This is a genomic window from Marinobacter sp. MDS2 (assembly GCF_030718085.1).
In the GTDB taxonomy this organism is placed as follows: Bacteria; Pseudomonadota; Gammaproteobacteria; order Pseudomonadales; family Oleiphilaceae; genus Marinobacter.
This window is the reverse complement of the sequence record NZ_JAVAJF010000001.1, coordinates 796986-812225: the sequence shown is the minus strand read 5'-3', so window position 1 is coordinate 812225 and position 15240 is coordinate 796986. Positions and strand designations below refer to the sequence as shown.

Below are 15240 nucleotides of genomic sequence, written 5' to 3'. Positions count from 1 at the left end.
CAAAAGTTGGGTGGCTAAGATACCACGGGGTCAGACCCCGGATACATTTCGCCGTGCAAAATGTTCGGGGGTCTGACCCCAATAGGGAGATTGGGCTAAGCTGAATTAAATGGCTGAGTATAGGTGGGCACACAATGAAGCTTCGCTTTCTTGGAGGCGCAGGCACGGTTACCGGTTCTCGCTATCTGCTTTCCGATGAAAATCATCGGTTGCTGGTGGATTGCGGGATGTATCAGGGGGTGAAAACCCTGCGGCGGCGAAACTGGGCGCCCTTTCCGGTAAAGCCTTCCACCATTAACGCAGTGGTTCTCACTCATGCCCACATTGACCATTCCGGTTATCTGCCGGCGTTGGTGAAAAATGGATTCAAAGGGAAGATCTATTGCACCAAAGCCACCCATGAGCTGTGCAAGGTGTTGCTGCCGGACGCCGGGTTTTTGCAGGAGGAAGACGCACGCTATGCCTTCAAGAAGAAATTCTCGAAACACGAGAAACCCGAACCTCTGTTCACCGAGAAAGACGCGTACGAAGCGCTCAAACATTTCGAGTCGCTGCACTACCATGAGCCCTTCGAGCCGGTAAAAGGTTTTGAGGTATCGTTCACCCCCGCTGGTCACATTCTGGGTTCCGCTTGTGTGCATGTGCATCACAAAGGCGTTGATCGAACCGTGGTGTTCAGCGGTGATGTAGGCAGGCAAGACGACATCATCATGCGCCCGCCCGAACCGCTGAAGCAGGCCGACGTACTGGTGTGCGAATCTACCTACGGCGACAGAGCTCATGGTGAATCAGACCCCGAAGGTGACCTTGAAGACATCATCACCAAAACCGCCGGGCGTGGGGGCATTACGCTGATCCCCGCGTTTGCGGTGGGGCGTGCTCAAATGCTGCTTTACGTGGTGCATAAGCTCATGGAAGACGGCCGTATTCCTCAAATGCCCGTTTACCTGAACAGCCCCATGGCGATCAAAGCAACGGAAAGTTTTTGTCGGTATCATAAAGAGCACAAGCTGAGCCGTGAGCAGTGTACTCTTATCGACCAAAAAACCACCTACGTCCGAACTGTGGATGAATCCATAGAGCTGGATGCCAAACGCTACCCCTGCGTCATCGTCTCGGCCAGTGGCATGGCTTCGGGCGGGCGAGTGCTCCACCATCTGAAAACCCTGTTGCCGAATCCCCGCAATAGTATTGTGTTCGCCGGCTTTCAGGCGCCGGGTACACGAGGGGATGCAATGGTGAATGGCGCGGAGTCCGTCAAAATCCATGGCGAATACTGGCCAGTAAAAGCGGATGTGTACTCTCTGGATTCCATGTCCGCCCACGGGGACTACCAGGAAATCCTGACCTGGCTAGAGCAGGGCAGCTTGAAACCCGAAAAAGTCTACGTAACCCACGGCGAAGCCCTCGCCAGCGACATCATGCGCAAACGCATCACCGAAAAATTCGGCTGGCCCGCGGAAGTACCGGAACTGTTCCAAGAAGTGGAAATCTGATGTCTGGAGACTGGCTGATGGCTAGGCTACGGGGTCAGACCCCACGGGTCTGACCCCCAACTCCCAGTCCCCAATCTCCCAATCACTACACCCAATCCTCACGCTCATGCCGAACACGTACAATAAAAATGCTGCCAGAGTCAGTAATCTGATAGATCACAATATGCACGCCAATTGGATGTATTCGAACGGGTGGTGATATCTCTACGCGTTCTGCTGCCGCGTATGGGTTCTGGGCCAAAAACTCAAAGCTGACCTCAAGCTGAGCATGGTATTTCGCTGCCTGAGCCTCTCCGAAGTTTTCCAGCCCATATAAGTAGATGGCAATAATGTCTTCTTCAGCCTTCCTGCTGAGAAAGTACCTCATCAGCGATTCCATCCTTGGCTAATTTTATCGCGGCTAATCGCAACTCTTCCATTGAGCGCGTGCCTGGTCCGCTAGCAATCCCCGCAGAAATGAGGTTTTGTAATTCGTCAATCTTCCGCAAACGGTCCTGATCCTTGCGAATTAGGTCCCTCACATAATCGCTGGTGTTGGAATAACGGCCGGACTGCGCCTGCTGCTCCGCCCAGAGTTTCATCGCTTCAGGCAGCGAAACATTCATAGTTGCCATAATTGATTCCTCCTTTACCAAAATTATGGCAAAGATTGCCAAAATAAGCGATTCAAGCAAGGGCCAGCTACGGGGTCAGGCTAAGGGGTCAGACCCCACGGGTCTGACCCCCAATCTCCCAATCCAAAACCCACCAATCTCAAGAAATCAATCAGCCCCCAAATTGCTCCCCCATCCGCCTCTGAAACTCCTCAGAACCCAGCGCCAAACCGGATAGCGCCGAATACCGAATCTGCTCCGTAAGCGACTCCGCCATTGGGCTAGCAACAAACGACCGATAACTCACCAGCCGCCGATCAGCCTCCGGCTGCAACGCCAGATAACAAGGATGAGGCGAATGAAACCGCGCACTTCCGCCATAAGCATGACAAAGATAACTGGACCACTGATAATTACCCGCGTAGTCCACCATGCCCGCCTTTACTGGATTCAGCTCGATGTAACGCTGGCATTGCAGAAAATATTCCTCGGTATCCACAAGGCAAGATTTGAAACGCCCTTCCCATAATCCGCCGGTGCGCTCATGCCGCGCGTTGTAATATTGCGCGTAGCACTGGCCTAACGATTTCATGAAGGCTGAAAGCCCATCGTCGGTTTTCGGTGTCAGCAGTAGATGCGTGTGATTGCTCATGAACACCCAGGCGTGAATATCCACCTCAAACTTTTCCCGGTAACGGTTCAGGTACATCGAATAGGTGGCAAAATCAGATAAATCTCGAAAACAAACCTGCCGGTTGTTCCCCCGCTGAATCACATGCTGGGGCATCCCGGCCGGGCAAATCCTGGGTCGGCGGGCCATCTCACATTCCTTGTGGATTGGTTGTAAAGTGCAACAATGTGCCGAACCCGCACCGTCATTTCAAGCTGGGGTCAGACCCCCTGAGCATTTCGTCACATAAAATGTATCGGGGGTCTGACCCCACAAAGTTTGGTAACATAGGCAGAGGCCAAGCAGGGAGCGAGTGATCATGCACTACAGTTCAATACTACCGGATGTCATCAAAGTCGCAGATGAAGCCAGCGAACGCGTGCTGCACATCTACCAGTCCGATTTCAAAGTGCAATATAAAGAAGATCATTCGCCCATCACTGCCGCAGACATGGCCAGCCACGAAACGATTGTGAAGGGCTTGCGGAGCATCAGCCGCGACATCCCGATTCTGTCGGAAGAAGGCGAACAGGTGCCCTGGGAAGAGCGCAAGCACTGGCGCCGGTTCTGGCTGATAGACCCCATCGACGGCACCAAGGATTTCACCCAGCGTAGCGGCGAATTCACGGTCAATATTGCTTTGATTGAAGACGGCCAGCCCATCATGGGGGTAGTAACGGCCCCCGCGTTAAAGGAAGCCTATTGGGGCATCAAAGGTGAGGGCGCTTTCAAACGCGACCGAACCGGCCGAACCCACCGCATCCATGTGGCCGAGCCAAAAGACATTAAGCGAGTGGTGGCCAGCAAAAACCATCTCAATGATGAAACCCGCGCCTTCATCGAAACCCTGGGTGAGCACGAAACCGTCCAAGCCGGCAGTTCCCTCAAATTCTGCCGCATCGCCGAAGGCCACGCCGACATCTATCCCCGCATGGGCCTTACCTGCGAATGGGACACCGCCGCTGCACACGCCGTGCTATTGGCCGCCGGCGGCAAAGTCCAAACGCTGGATAACACCCCGCTGCAATACGGCAAAAAAGACATCCTCAACCCGCACTTCATCGCCGCGGGAAACTGGTACTTTTAAAGTTGGGGTCAGACCCCCGATACATTTGGTTGAATGAAATGCACCGGGGTCTGACCCCACATTGGAATGTTTATGACTTGGTACGCGCTTCAGCACAAACCGGCACAGGGTGATCGGGCGGTTCAGCATTTGCAGAATCAGGAAATTGCTTGTTTCTACCCGAAAATCGAGGTGGAGAAGATTAAGGCGGGTAAACGAAGCAAGAGGCTGGAGCCTTTGTTTCCCGGGTATATCTTCGTAAAGCTGGAGCAAACTGACCCGATGTGGGCGAAGTTGCGGTCCACTCGCGGTGTGCTGCGGATTGTCAGTTTTGCCAATAAGCCTGCAGCCATAGCCGATGAGGTGATCGAACACATCAAAGCCAGCATGGGCAAGGTGGCGGAGCAGGGTGGTATTAAGGCAGGGCAGGCAATAGAGCTGGACGATGGCCCGTTCAAAGGCTTGGGCGCTATTTTTCAGGCTTACGACGGCGAAGAGCGCGCCATTGTGCTAATCAGCTTCATGCAGAAACAGCAGCGGGTGAGTGTGCCGGTGTCGGCAATTCGGTCTTAAGCTAAACGCAGGTCAGGGTGCGTTTAGAGCTCTCAAATGTATCGGGGGTCTGACCCCATATTATGACCCCATATTAGGCCTTTTACAAAAGTTTACGTTGGTAACTTGTTGATTATTTGCATGCAACAGTAATTGTCACTTGTTTGTCACGCAGCTTCTAGTAGAATTCCCCACCGCTTCGGAATAGTAATTTTTTTCAAAAACCTGACAGGGATCACGTTAGGGCCTTCCTTTCTTGGCTTTTTTCCCTGCACTGAAAAAGTAAATCGTATGCCCTTAACGCACTGGACTCGGGTCGGTGGGGCGGTAGCGTGCCTGATCGGCCTTGTTACCACCACGGCCACCTATGCCTCACCTTGGATCGAACCCGGCGATGCTCGTGCCCGTTTTGCACTGCAAAAGCTGGCGGACCGCGGTCATTTTGATCGAACTGTTACTACCTGGCCGGTGATGTGGAGCAGTGTAGCGAAAGGCATCAACAGCAGTGTTACCTCCGATGCCACCGCAACAGCCGGTGCCATGGCGTATTTGAATGCCGAACAACAAGCGCAATTTTCCAGCGGTACACGCGCCGAGGTCTCACTGGCGGGCAGTTCCGAGCAGCCGTTGGTACAGGGCTTTAGCGGTACCCGCCAGGAAGAAGGGCAAGCAACACTAGATTTGCAATGGCAAGGCGAATACTGGGCGCTTGGCCTATCGCCTTCGGTTGTCGCTAACCCGACAGACGATGAAGAATACCGTTACGATGGCAGCTACCTCGCTGCCACGCTTGGCAACTGGGTGTTTGGCGCGGGCGCGATCGACCGCTGGTGGGGGCCGGGTTGGCAATCTAGCTTGATTCTTTCGAATAACGCGCGGCCCATTCCGGCGGTGTGGCTAAATCGAAAGCGGGACATCGCACCCGCATCCTCATGGCTGAGCTGGATCGGCCCTTGGAATGTCACCCTCTTTGCCGGCCAGTTTCAGGATGAGCGAGTGATTGACGAACCCAAGCTCATCGGCATGCGAGTTACATTCCGCCCAATACAGGGCCTTGATGTCGGCCTCTCGCGGGCCATTATGTTCGGCGGCGAAGGTCGGCCTGAAAACGGCTCCACTTTGTGGAATGCCCTAACGGGTAGAGACAACAGCCAAGACGGTGGCGAAAACGACCCGGGCAACCAGCTCGCCAGTATCGACATCCGTTACGGCTTTTCTGTGGGCAACCAGAGTATGGGGCTGTACACCCAAATGATGGGTGAAGACGAAGCAGGGGCTTTCCCCGCACGGAAGTCTTGGTTGTTGGGGTTGGATTGGACGACGGGTTTCCTCAACACAGACCAGCAATGGTTCTTGGAATATGCCAACACCACGGCGGACTACCTCTTTGGCGACGCCATGCCCAATATTACGTACAACCACTTTAACTACAATACCGGCTACCGACACCACGGCCGAAACTTGGCCAGCACATTCGAAGGCGACGCTGACGCGATCTCCCTTGGCGCGTTCCAGTTTTTCGATAACGGCGACAACCTCTCTGCGACTATCAGCTACGCAGAGCTGAACAGTGACGGCGTTGTACGCACTGTGATGCCAGACCCCAGCGTGCAGTACTTTGTTCCCGCAAACAACCAGAAAGTCGGCATTCTTAATCTTGGTTATAGCACCGATTTCCTCAAGGGCAGGCTGGAGATCAACCTGCGCGGCACCGACAAGAAAATCGAGTTGGCTTCGGGTGAACTCGATCAGTGGTCTGCCGGCGCGAGTTGGCGTTATCACTTTTAGGGTTTGCTTTCTGGCACCCTAGGCATGCAACAAAGTAAAGTTCCGGTTATTATCGGCTCCCAAACAACCAAAATTGCCCCGGCACCACGACTATGTTTTTAAGGATTTTGCTCCCTTTCGCTTTATTGGCTCTGCAAGGCTGCGCCTTCGCACCTGGGTCGCACATCAGTACTGGCGGCTGGAATGCCGATTACGAAAGCCCGAAAGAAGAAAACCTCTCGAGCTTGGTGAACGTCAGCCGCATTGGACCTGATACCTTGCGCCACGCCATCGCGGCCGAAGTGCCGGTACCTAGCGCCGAGCTTATCCGCGAAGACAGCGAATACGAATACCGCATCGGTATTGGTGATGTTTTACAGGTCACGGTTTGGGACCACCCAGAGTTGACCATACCGGCAGGCTCCAACCGCAGCTCCCAAGAATCCGGCAACGTGGTGAATGAGAACGGCACCATCTACTACCCGTACATCGGCTATGTAGATGTGGTAGGGCTTACGACGCTGGAAATCCGTGAGGAAATCGCCAGTCGCCTATCAACTTACATCGAATCGCCCCAGGTAGATGTGTCAGTGGCCGGTTTTCGCAGCCAGCGGGTTTACGTGAGTGGTGCGGTTGAGAAGCCAGGGGTTTACCCGCTCACGAATGTACCCACGCGCATCGTCGATGCCATCAGCCAGGCGGGCGGGTTGGATATGTCAGAAGGTGCAGACTGGCGCAACGTAACCCTTACCCGTGATGGCATGGATTATCGCCTCTCATTGAAAGCCGTGTACGAGCAGGGCAACAAACTGCATAACGTATTGCTGCAAAGTGGCGACGTGATCAACGTTCCACTGGGTGACGATCAGAAAGTGTTTGTCTTGGGTGAAGTGGGCACCACGAAAACCCTGCCGATGGGGCGAAATGGCCTAACCCTGGCCGAAGCGATTTCGAATGTGGGTGGCCTGGACCAGCGCCAGTCGGATGCGACGGGAGTGTTCGTTGTAAGGCGTTCGGAAAACGCCTCACCAGAGAGCGAACACTTAATCGACATGTATCAGCTGAACCTGAAAGACGCGACAGCCCTGGTGTTGGCGGACAGTTTTAATCTGCAAAATCGCGACATGGTCTATGTAACTGCTGCCCCTCTGGCGCGCTGGAACCGTGTCGTATCGTTGTTGGTGCCATCCTTCTCGGCCCTGTTCCTGGGTGACCGGGCCCTTAATCTCGGTAACTGAGCCTAAGCCCATGTTTAATCATATATTGGTGCTTTGCGTGGGCAACATTTGTCGTAGCCCGGTCGCAGAAGCATTGTTGAAAAAGAGTCTGCCAGAAAAGACCGTTGAATCTGCAGGGTTGGGGGCGCTCGTAGATCATGGCGCAGACGCAACGGCGGCTGGCCTGGCAGAACAGGCGGGCCTGGATCTCAGCCAGCATAGGGCAAGGCAAGTGACGATTGATCACCTGCGGCGAGCCGATCTTATTTTTGTTATGAGTGAAGGGCAGCGGGCCCAGGTTCGCACGCTGGATCCAACTGCCGCCGGTAAAACCATGCTGCTCAGCCACTGGCTACCGGGAAAGCCGGACGTTCCAGACCCCTATAAAAAAAGCCGCGAAGCTTTCGTGCACGTACATCAACTACTCGAAGAAGCCGTACACGCCTGGCTTCCCCGATTGAAATAACAGCAAGAGCGACGAATGACTCAAGCAAACAATGCTTCAACGCGTACCCGCGAAACCGCACAAGATAACGATGAAATTGATATTGGTTTTCTACTGGGCAGCCTGTGGGATCATAAAATATTCATCGTCATTCTGACGGTTGTTCTCGCACTGGCTGGCCTTGTCTACGCCACTTTGGCAACACCTGAATACAAAGCGGATGCGCTGGTGCAGATTGAGCAAAAATCCGGCACGATCGGTGGTGCTGATATGAACAAATTGCTAGGCGAACAGGAACCCAGCACCAGTACCGAAGTTGAGATACTACGCTCACGCCTGATTCTCGGACAGGTTGTAGATCAGACCGGCTTGGCTGTAGAGATTGTTCCAAGCACGTGGCCGGTAATTGGTGACTGGTTGTTACGCAAAGGCATCAAACGCCCCAGTCTTGCAGAGGGAAGTAACACGGTGTGGGCGGGCGACACGCTGCGCATAGGGCGGCTAGTAACCGCTCACAACAGCGAGACGCTGCAGTTCACCTTGCGCTCCGATGGCAACAATAGTTACACCCTGTTAAACGGACATGGTGATAGCTTGGGTAAGGGAATCGTGGGCGAGATGCTCACAATAGAAAAACCATGGATTGAGCTAACTGTTTCTGAGCTAAGCGCTCCCGCCGGTGCTACTTTCATCGTGGTTAAGAAAAGCCGGCTCGCAGCAATCAGAGGTTTATTGAGACGCCTGAGCATTAACACCTTAGGTAAGGATACCGGCATGCTCCGGTTGGAGCTGACAGGTGTGAACGAACAAGAGCTCGTAAGTAGCCTGAATGCCATGAACGAGGTCTTCCTCACTCAGAACGTAGCCCGCCAAGCTGCCGAGGCCGATAAAAGCCTGGAATTTCTGGAAGAGCAAGCCCCTAAGGTTCGAGAGCAGTTAAACGAAGCAGAAAACCGCTTAAACGAATACCGTCTGCAAAGTGACAGCATAGACCTGAGTTTTGAAACCCAGAACGCACTAAACAGCTTGGTAGCGATTGAAAGTAGTTTGAACGAACTGCAGTTACAGGAATCTGAACTGGCTCGCCGTTTTACGCCAAATCATCCTGTTTACCGTTCACTGCTTGAAAAGAAAGAACAGCTGATGCGGGAAAAAGAGCGCTTGGAAGAGCGCACGGGTAACCTGCCAGAAACCCAGCAGCAAATCCTGCGCCTGAGCCGCGATGTAAAAGTCACTCAAGAAATCTACGTGCAACTGCTCAACCGTATGCAAGAGTTGAGACTGGCCCGTGCCGGTACCGTGGGTAATGTACGCATACTGGACGATGCCGTAGTTCAAGGCCAGGTAGCTCCTAAACGCAACTTGATTGTCGCCGTGGCAGGCATGAGTGGGTTGCTGCTGGCCATGATCATCGTGTTGCTCCGTGCCGCCTTTAACCGTGGACTTGTCTCCCCCGAACAATTGGAAGAGCTGGACCTTCCGGTATACGCAACCGTGCCGCTTTCTGAAGAAGAAAAACGCCGCAACGAGAAAGCGAAGAAGTCCCGAGGCAAGCGGACCAACGCCGGCCTGTTAGCCGTGCGTAACCCCGCGGATCTCTCGATTGAAGCCATTCGAAGCCTGCGTACCTCGCTACACTTCGCCATGATGGAAAGTACCGACAACCGCTTGGTGATTACGGGCCCGAGCCCGAGTATCGGTAAAAGTTTCACGTCCACCAACCTCGCCGCAATCTGTGCGCAGGCCGGCCAGAGAGTGGTAGTGGTAGACGGCGATATGCGCAAAGGCCATGTACACCAAGAGCTAGGCCAAGATTCTAAAGACGGCTTGTCTGACGTGCTCGCCGGCAAGCTGGAATTCGAGCAAGCTGTACGGCCTACGGAATTGGAACGCCTCAGTTGGGTAAGCCGAGGCAGTGCTCCTCCCAATCCGTCAGAGCTACTGATGCAGGCACGTTTTACTGAGTTTATGGAGTATCTGAGTAGCCAATTTGATTTGGTGATCATAGACACGCCTCCGATTCTAGCCGTAACCGACGCAGCCATCATCGGCAAACAGTGCGGCACAACACTGATGGTCGTTCGTTTTGGGGTAACCACACCAAAAGAAGTTCAGATAGCCGAAACCCGCTTAGCGAACGGTGGCGTGACGATCAAAGGCGTAATTCTAAACGCGATGGAAAAGAAAGCAGCCACCAGTTACGGCTACTACGGCTACTACAACTACGCCTACAAATCCGAGTAGGAAAGCAGCACCAACCCGGCAATCTACAAAGGGGTCTGACCCTACGAGGTCAGACCCCACCAAAGCCAGCGACAAACTCAAAACCCGAGCAAAGCACCAAAATGAAACTCTTAGTAACCGGCGGCGCCGGCTTCATAGGCTCCGCCGTCATCCGCCACATCATCACCAACACCAACGATGAAGTGGTCAACGTCGACAAACTCACCTACGCCGGCAACCTAGAAAGCCTGGCGGAGGTCAGCGATAGCGAGCGCTACACCTTCGAACAAGTAAACATCTGCAACCACGCCGAGCTAGAGCGCGTACTAGCCCAACACCAACCAGACGCCGTTATGCACTTGGCTGCAGAAAGCCACGTAGACCGTTCCATAGACGGCCCTGCAGAGTTCATTGAAACTAACATCGTAGGCACCTACACCCTGCTGGAAGCCACCCGCCAATACTGGCAGGCACTGGATGGCGATAAAAAAGCCAACTTCCGCTTCCACCACATCAGCACGGATGAAGTCTACGGCGACCTCCCGCATCCAAGTGAAGCGGCTGATGCAGAGCAACACCTGTTCACCGAACAAACCGCCTACGCCCCAAGCAGCCCCTACAGCGCCAGCAAAGCCAGCTCAGACCACCTGGTACGCGCCTGGCAACGCACCTACGGCCTGCCGGTACTGGTCACTAATTGCAGTAACAACTACGGCCCCTACCACTTCCCGGAAAAGCTCATCCCGCTGATGATCCTCAACGCCCTGGAAGGCAAGCCGCTCCCGGTATACGGCAAAGGCGACCAAATTCGAGACTGGCTGTTTGTTGAAGACCACGCCCGAGCCCTCTACAAAGTGGTAACAGAAGGCAAAGTAGGCGAAACCTACAACATCGGTGGCCACAACGAAAAACAGAACATCGAAGTAGTCCACACCCTGTGCGACATCCTGCAGGAACTGCGCCCACAGGAAACCAGCTACCGCGACCTCATCATCACCGTAAAAGATCGCCCCGGCCACGACATGCGCTACGCGATCGACGCTAGCAAAATCGAGAAAGAGCTGGGCTGGACCCCGGAAGAAACCTTCGAAACCGGCATCCGAAAAACCGTCCAGTGGTACCTGGATAACCAAGAGTGGTGCCAACGAGTACAAGACGGCAGCTACCAGCGTGAACGCCTGGGCGTAGCAAGCAAAGACTAAGTCACCAAAGCATCGAAGGGGCCTGTCCATAGGGAGCTAAGGCACCAAAGCACCGACGGGGTCTGTCCCTACGAGGACAGACCCCCATGCCACCCAAATTCGGCAACACCACACCCAAACTATGAACATACTATTACTAGGCAAAACCGGCCAAGTAGGCTTCGAACTCCATCGCACTCTCTCCCCTTTGGGCACCATATCCGCCCCAAGCAGAGTAGAACTGAACCTAATGGACGAGCAAGCCGTTGACCGCTTTCTGGCCAATATCAAGCCAAACTTGATCGTAAACGCCGCAGCCTGGACAGCCGTAGACGCCGCCGAAACCCAGCAAACCGAAGCCCAGCGCCTGAACGCAGGCCTACCCAAACAGCTTGCAGAATACTCAAAGGCCAACAACGCTCGCCTGGTCCACTACAGCAGCGACTACGTCTACCCCGGCACCGGCACAGCCCCGTGGCAGGAAACCAGCCCCACAGGCCCCCTGAGCGTATACGGCCAAACCAAACTACAAGGCGATGAAGCCATCCAGCAAAGCGGAGCCGACCACCTCATCTTCCGCACCAGCTGGGTATACAGCGCCCGCGGCAACAACTTCATGAAAACCATGCTGCGCCTGGCCGAAAGCAAAACCGAACTCAACATAGTGGCAGACCAGATCGGCGCACCCACACCGGCAAGGCTCATCGCCCAGGTAACCGCACTAGCCATCCATAGTAAGCTGGAAACCGGCCTCTACCACCTGGCCCCAACCGGCGAAACCAGCTGGCAAGGCTTCGCCAAAGAAATCTTCCGCCTGGCCGGCAAAAACACAAAAGCAAACCCCATCCCCACCAGCGACTACCCAACACCGGCAAAACGCCCGCTGAACTCAAGGATGGACGTAACCAGATTGCAGCAAGCCCTAAACATCCAGCTCCCAGACTGGCAAAGCCAACTGGCGCTGACGCTCAATGAATATCTCGAAGAAATTTGCCACTAAACCCACGAAAGAACACTAAAAAATCTTTAAATCTTTGTTTTTTATTTCGTGTTCTTTAGTGGATTTCGTGGCAAAAATGTTACGACGGGGTCTGCCCCTACGAGGACAGACCCCTCTGCACCAAATTCAAGGAGTTCTAAGTGAAAGGAATAATCCTCGCCGGCGGCTCCGGCACCCGCCTCTACCCAATCACCCGAGGCATATCCAAACAGCTCCTCCCGGTATACGACAAACCCATGATCTACTACCCGCTCTCCGTACTCATGCTGGCGGGCATCCGGGATATCCTCGTCATCACCACCCCCGAAGACCAACAAGGCTTCCAGCGCCTGCTCGGCGACGGCAGCCAATGGGGCATTAACCTCAACTACGCAGAACAACCCAGCCCGGACGGCCTCGCCCAGGCCTTCATCATCGGCGAAGATTTCATCGGCGATGACAGCGTATGCCTGGTACTCGGCGACAACATCTACTACGGCCAGGGCCTGAGCAACATGCTGCAAACCGCCGCCAAGCGGGAAAAGGGCGCCACCGTATTCGGCTACCAGGTAACCGACCCGGAGCGCTTCGGCGTAGTGGAGTTTGATGACAACCACCGAGCCATCTCCATCGAAGAAAAGCCGGCCAACCCGAAATCCGATTACGCCGTAACCGGCCTCTACTTCTACGACAACGATGTAGTTAACATCGCCAAACAGGTAGAACCCAGCCACCGGGGAGAGCTGGAAATCACCAGCGTCAATCAGGCCTACCTGGAACGCGGCGACCTGAGCGTCGAACTGTTGGGCCGGGGCTTCGCCTGGCTGGACACCGGAACCTTCGATTCCCTGCACGAAGCCAGCGGCTTTATCGAAACCCTGGAAAAGCGCCAGGGCCTGAAAATCGCCTGTCTGGAAGAAATTGCCTTCCGCATGGGCTTTATTGGCAAAGACCAATTGCTGGCCGAGGCCGAAAATCTAAAAAAGAACAGCTACGGCGACTACTTAAAAAAACTTGTTAAAACAGCAAAGTAAGCCAGCTCGGATCTACATTTGGTAGATGCCAGCATTATTCATACACGAGATAAAGTGATGAGCGATTTAAAATACCGCGCAGACATTGATGGTCTTCGTGCTTTTGCAGTATTGCCGGTTATCTTGTTTCACGCCGGTGCTAGCTGGTTGCCAGGCGGCTTTGTTGGCGTCGATATTTTCTTTGTGATTAGTGGTTACCTCATATCCTCCATCATTCTTCGTGAGGTGCAAGCTGGCCGCTTCTCATTCAAAAGGTTCTACGAAAGGCGCGTACGCAGGATTATTCCCGCATTGCTTGTAATGCTTCTGGTCACAGTGCCGGTTTTTCAGGTGATCAGCCTGCCTGACCAAGCAGTAAGCGTTTCAGAATCGGGCATTGCCGCATTACTGTCGCTATCGAACTTCTATTTTTGGAGCGAGTCAGGATATTTTTCACCAACAACAGAATTCATGCCATTGCTACATACTTGGTCCTTGGCTGTTGAGGAGCAGTTTTACTTTGTATTTCCAATAATTCTGATCGCCGTTTGTAAGCTTCGGGTATCGATAAAGGGCTTTCTGGTTGTCGGCACGATCGCGGCCTTTGCGGCAAGTCTATGGCTTTCTGTAAATAAACCTTCAGTTGCTTATTACCTTCTTCCCGCCCGAGCTTGGGAACTAGCAATTGGCGCTGTTCTGGCGACAAGTGCAATTCCACGTGCCAAATCTCAATTTTTGAGAGAATCGCTCCCAATACTGGGTATTGGGCTGATTCTATTATCCGTTTTCTATATTCATAGTGACATGATATTCCCTGGCTGGGTGGCCCTTATTCCTTGCTTGGGCGCTGCACTCGTCATACATAGTGACGGAACCGCATGGATCGCGCGCAAAGTGTTGATGTATAAGCCTGTAGTCTTAATCGGGTTACTATCCTACTCGCTCTACTTATGGCATTGGCCTGTACTTGCTACACTTCGCGTTAGCACCGCAAATGTCCATCTTCAATTTGAATTAGCTGTTGCAGCCATTCTGACAACATTTGTTCTTGCCTGGCTTTCATGGCGTTTTGTGGAGCAGCCCTTCCGGAAAAGAGATTTAATGCCTGCAAAGGTTAGCTTTATAACCCTAGCGGGGGGGAGTGTTGCTATGGCTGCGCTGGCGCTGGTCTCAATTGCCTACGCAGGTTTCCCAGCCAGATTGGACGAATCGTCACGCGTTGCGTTAGCGGCGGCGGAGGATGTGGACCCTTTCCGCACTCGGTGTAGTGGTTTTGATAACCGAGATAGATGTCGATTTGGAAATCCGGACGCGGCTGTAACTTACGCAATAATTGGTGATAGCCACGCGGCAGCATTAAGGCCGGCAGTCGAGGCATCTGAATTGATGGGTGATAGCGCGGGTACACTCTATTGGAAAGCTGGATGCCCGCTGCTCGATGGAGCGAAACGGGCCGATGTGCCAAAAAGCAATGATTGCAATGCTTTCAGAGAAAAAGTGTGGGAGGAGATTGATAACAATCCTCAAATCGATAAAGTGATATTGGGTGGACGTTGGTCCCTCCAACTGACTGGATGGCGCCCAGAAGTTGGCGGTTCAAATCGAACTTTTCTGGAAGACGAGCAGACGATTAGCCACTCAGTTCAAGAAAATGCGCGAGTTGTAGAGCGATCTTTGGAGAAAACTCTAGATCGACTGTCCACTCGCGATATTAAGGTGATTGTTATTGGCTCGGTTCCAGAACCGGGTTTTAGTGTCCCCCACACCATTGCCTTGGCTCGTTACGCAGGTATAGAGGTACCCCGTGGCATACCAAGAGGCCAAGTTGAAGAGCGTGCAAGGGTTTCTGATAAGTTTATCTCAGAGCGAATTCCTAGTGACGTTCAGTTTATACCTGTTTGGGAGTCATTCTGTGATGAGCTTTGGTGTGATATAGAGCGTAATGGCGTTCCCATTTATTATGATGACGATCACTTGTCGTATTCCGGGGCAGTTTCCGTCGTAGCTGAATCTCTTAGTCGAAAAAAAGAATGAGGAT

At 53.5% G+C, this 15240-nt stretch carries 14 protein-coding genes; 11 read left to right on the top strand and 3 right to left on the bottom strand.

Annotation, left to right across the window (positions count from 1 at the left end; genetic code table 11):
• Positions 1–134: 134 nt before the first annotated feature.
• The gene (locus tag Q9245_RS03870) at positions 135–1496 is read left to right on the top strand and encodes an MBL fold metallo-hydrolase (protein WP_305895921.1); all 1362 of its coding nucleotides are present in this window, start codon (positions 135–137) and stop codon (positions 1494–1496) included.
• 85 nt (positions 1497–1581) lie between these two features.
• Here the strand turns inward: Q9245_RS03870 and Q9245_RS03865 are convergent, their stop codons facing one another.
• The 3 genes from Q9245_RS03865 to Q9245_RS03855 all read right to left on the bottom strand — a co-directional run bounded on the left by Q9245_RS03865 (position 1582) and on the right by Q9245_RS03855 (position 2909).
• Entirely contained in the window at positions 1582–1863 is a 282-nt protein-coding gene (locus Q9245_RS03865) for a type II toxin-antitoxin system RelE/ParE family toxin (protein ID WP_305895920.1), read from the bottom strand.
• Positions 1835–2110 carry a type II toxin-antitoxin system ParD family antitoxin gene (locus tag Q9245_RS03860; protein ID WP_305895919.1) on the bottom strand — a complete coding sequence of 92 codons (276 nt, stop codon included), beginning with the start codon at positions 2108–2110 and terminating at the stop codon, positions 1835–1837. The genes Q9245_RS03865 and Q9245_RS03860 overlap by 29 nt, the downstream gene beginning before the upstream one ends.
• Positions 2111–2261: 151 nt before the next feature.
• Positions 2262–2909 (bottom strand): transposase, encoded by a 648-nt coding sequence (locus Q9245_RS03855; RefSeq protein ID WP_305895918.1) that lies wholly within the window; start codon positions 2907–2909, stop codon positions 2262–2264.
• 169 nt (positions 2910–3078) lie between these two features.
• On the opposite strand from Q9245_RS03855, the gene cysQ reads away from it, so the two are divergent.
• The 10 genes from cysQ (at position 3079) to Q9245_RS03805 (ending at position 15236) form a co-directional block, all read left to right on the top strand.
• Complete coding sequence (gene cysQ / locus Q9245_RS03850) at positions 3079–3846, top strand: 3'(2'),5'-bisphosphate nucleotidase CysQ (RefSeq protein WP_305895917.1); 768 nt, start codon at positions 3079–3081, stop codon at positions 3844–3846.
• 72 nt (positions 3847–3918) lie between these two features.
• On the top strand, positions 3919–4398 hold the full coding sequence (rfaH, locus tag Q9245_RS03845; RefSeq protein WP_305895916.1) for a transcription/translation regulatory transformer protein RfaH: 480 nt from the start codon (positions 3919–3921) through the stop codon (positions 4396–4398).
• Positions 4399–4668: 270 nt separating this feature from the next.
• Positions 4669–6165, top strand: a complete 1497-nt coding sequence (locus Q9245_RS03840) for a capsule assembly Wzi family protein (RefSeq protein ID WP_305895915.1) — start codon at positions 4669–4671, stop codon at positions 6163–6165.
• Positions 6166–6257: 92 nt separating this feature from the next.
• A complete protein-coding gene (locus Q9245_RS03835; protein ID WP_305895914.1) occupies positions 6258–7382 on the top strand; it encodes a polysaccharide export protein in 1125 nt (374 codons plus the stop codon).
• 10 nt (positions 7383–7392) lie between these two features.
• Positions 7393–7827, top strand: coding sequence for a low molecular weight protein-tyrosine-phosphatase (locus Q9245_RS03830; protein WP_305895913.1), 435 nt, complete (start codon positions 7393–7395; stop codon positions 7825–7827).
• Positions 7828–7842: 15 nt separating this feature from the next.
• On the top strand, positions 7843–10050 hold the full coding sequence (locus tag Q9245_RS03825) for a polysaccharide biosynthesis tyrosine autokinase (RefSeq protein WP_305895912.1): 2208 nt from the start codon (positions 7843–7845) through the stop codon (positions 10048–10050).
• A gap of 101 nt (positions 10051–10151) precedes the next feature.
• Positions 10152–11231, top strand: a complete 1080-nt coding sequence (gene rfbB, locus Q9245_RS03820) for a dTDP-glucose 4,6-dehydratase (protein ID WP_305895911.1) — start codon at positions 10152–10154, stop codon at positions 11229–11231.
• 121 nt (positions 11232–11352) lie between these two features.
• Positions 11353–12210 carry a dTDP-4-dehydrorhamnose reductase gene (rfbD, locus tag Q9245_RS03815; protein ID WP_305895910.1) on the top strand — a complete coding sequence of 286 codons (858 nt, stop codon included), beginning with the start codon at positions 11353–11355 and terminating at the stop codon, positions 12208–12210.
• Between the two features lie 140 nt (positions 12211–12350).
• Complete coding sequence (rfbA, locus tag Q9245_RS03810; protein WP_305895909.1) at positions 12351–13223, top strand: glucose-1-phosphate thymidylyltransferase RfbA; 873 nt, start codon at positions 12351–12353, stop codon at positions 13221–13223.
• 57 nt (positions 13224–13280) lie between these two features.
• Positions 13281–15236 (top strand): acyltransferase family protein, encoded by a 1956-nt coding sequence (locus tag Q9245_RS03805; protein ID WP_305895908.1) that lies wholly within the window; start codon positions 13281–13283, stop codon positions 15234–15236.
• The last annotated feature ends 4 nt before the right edge of the window (positions 15237–15240 follow it).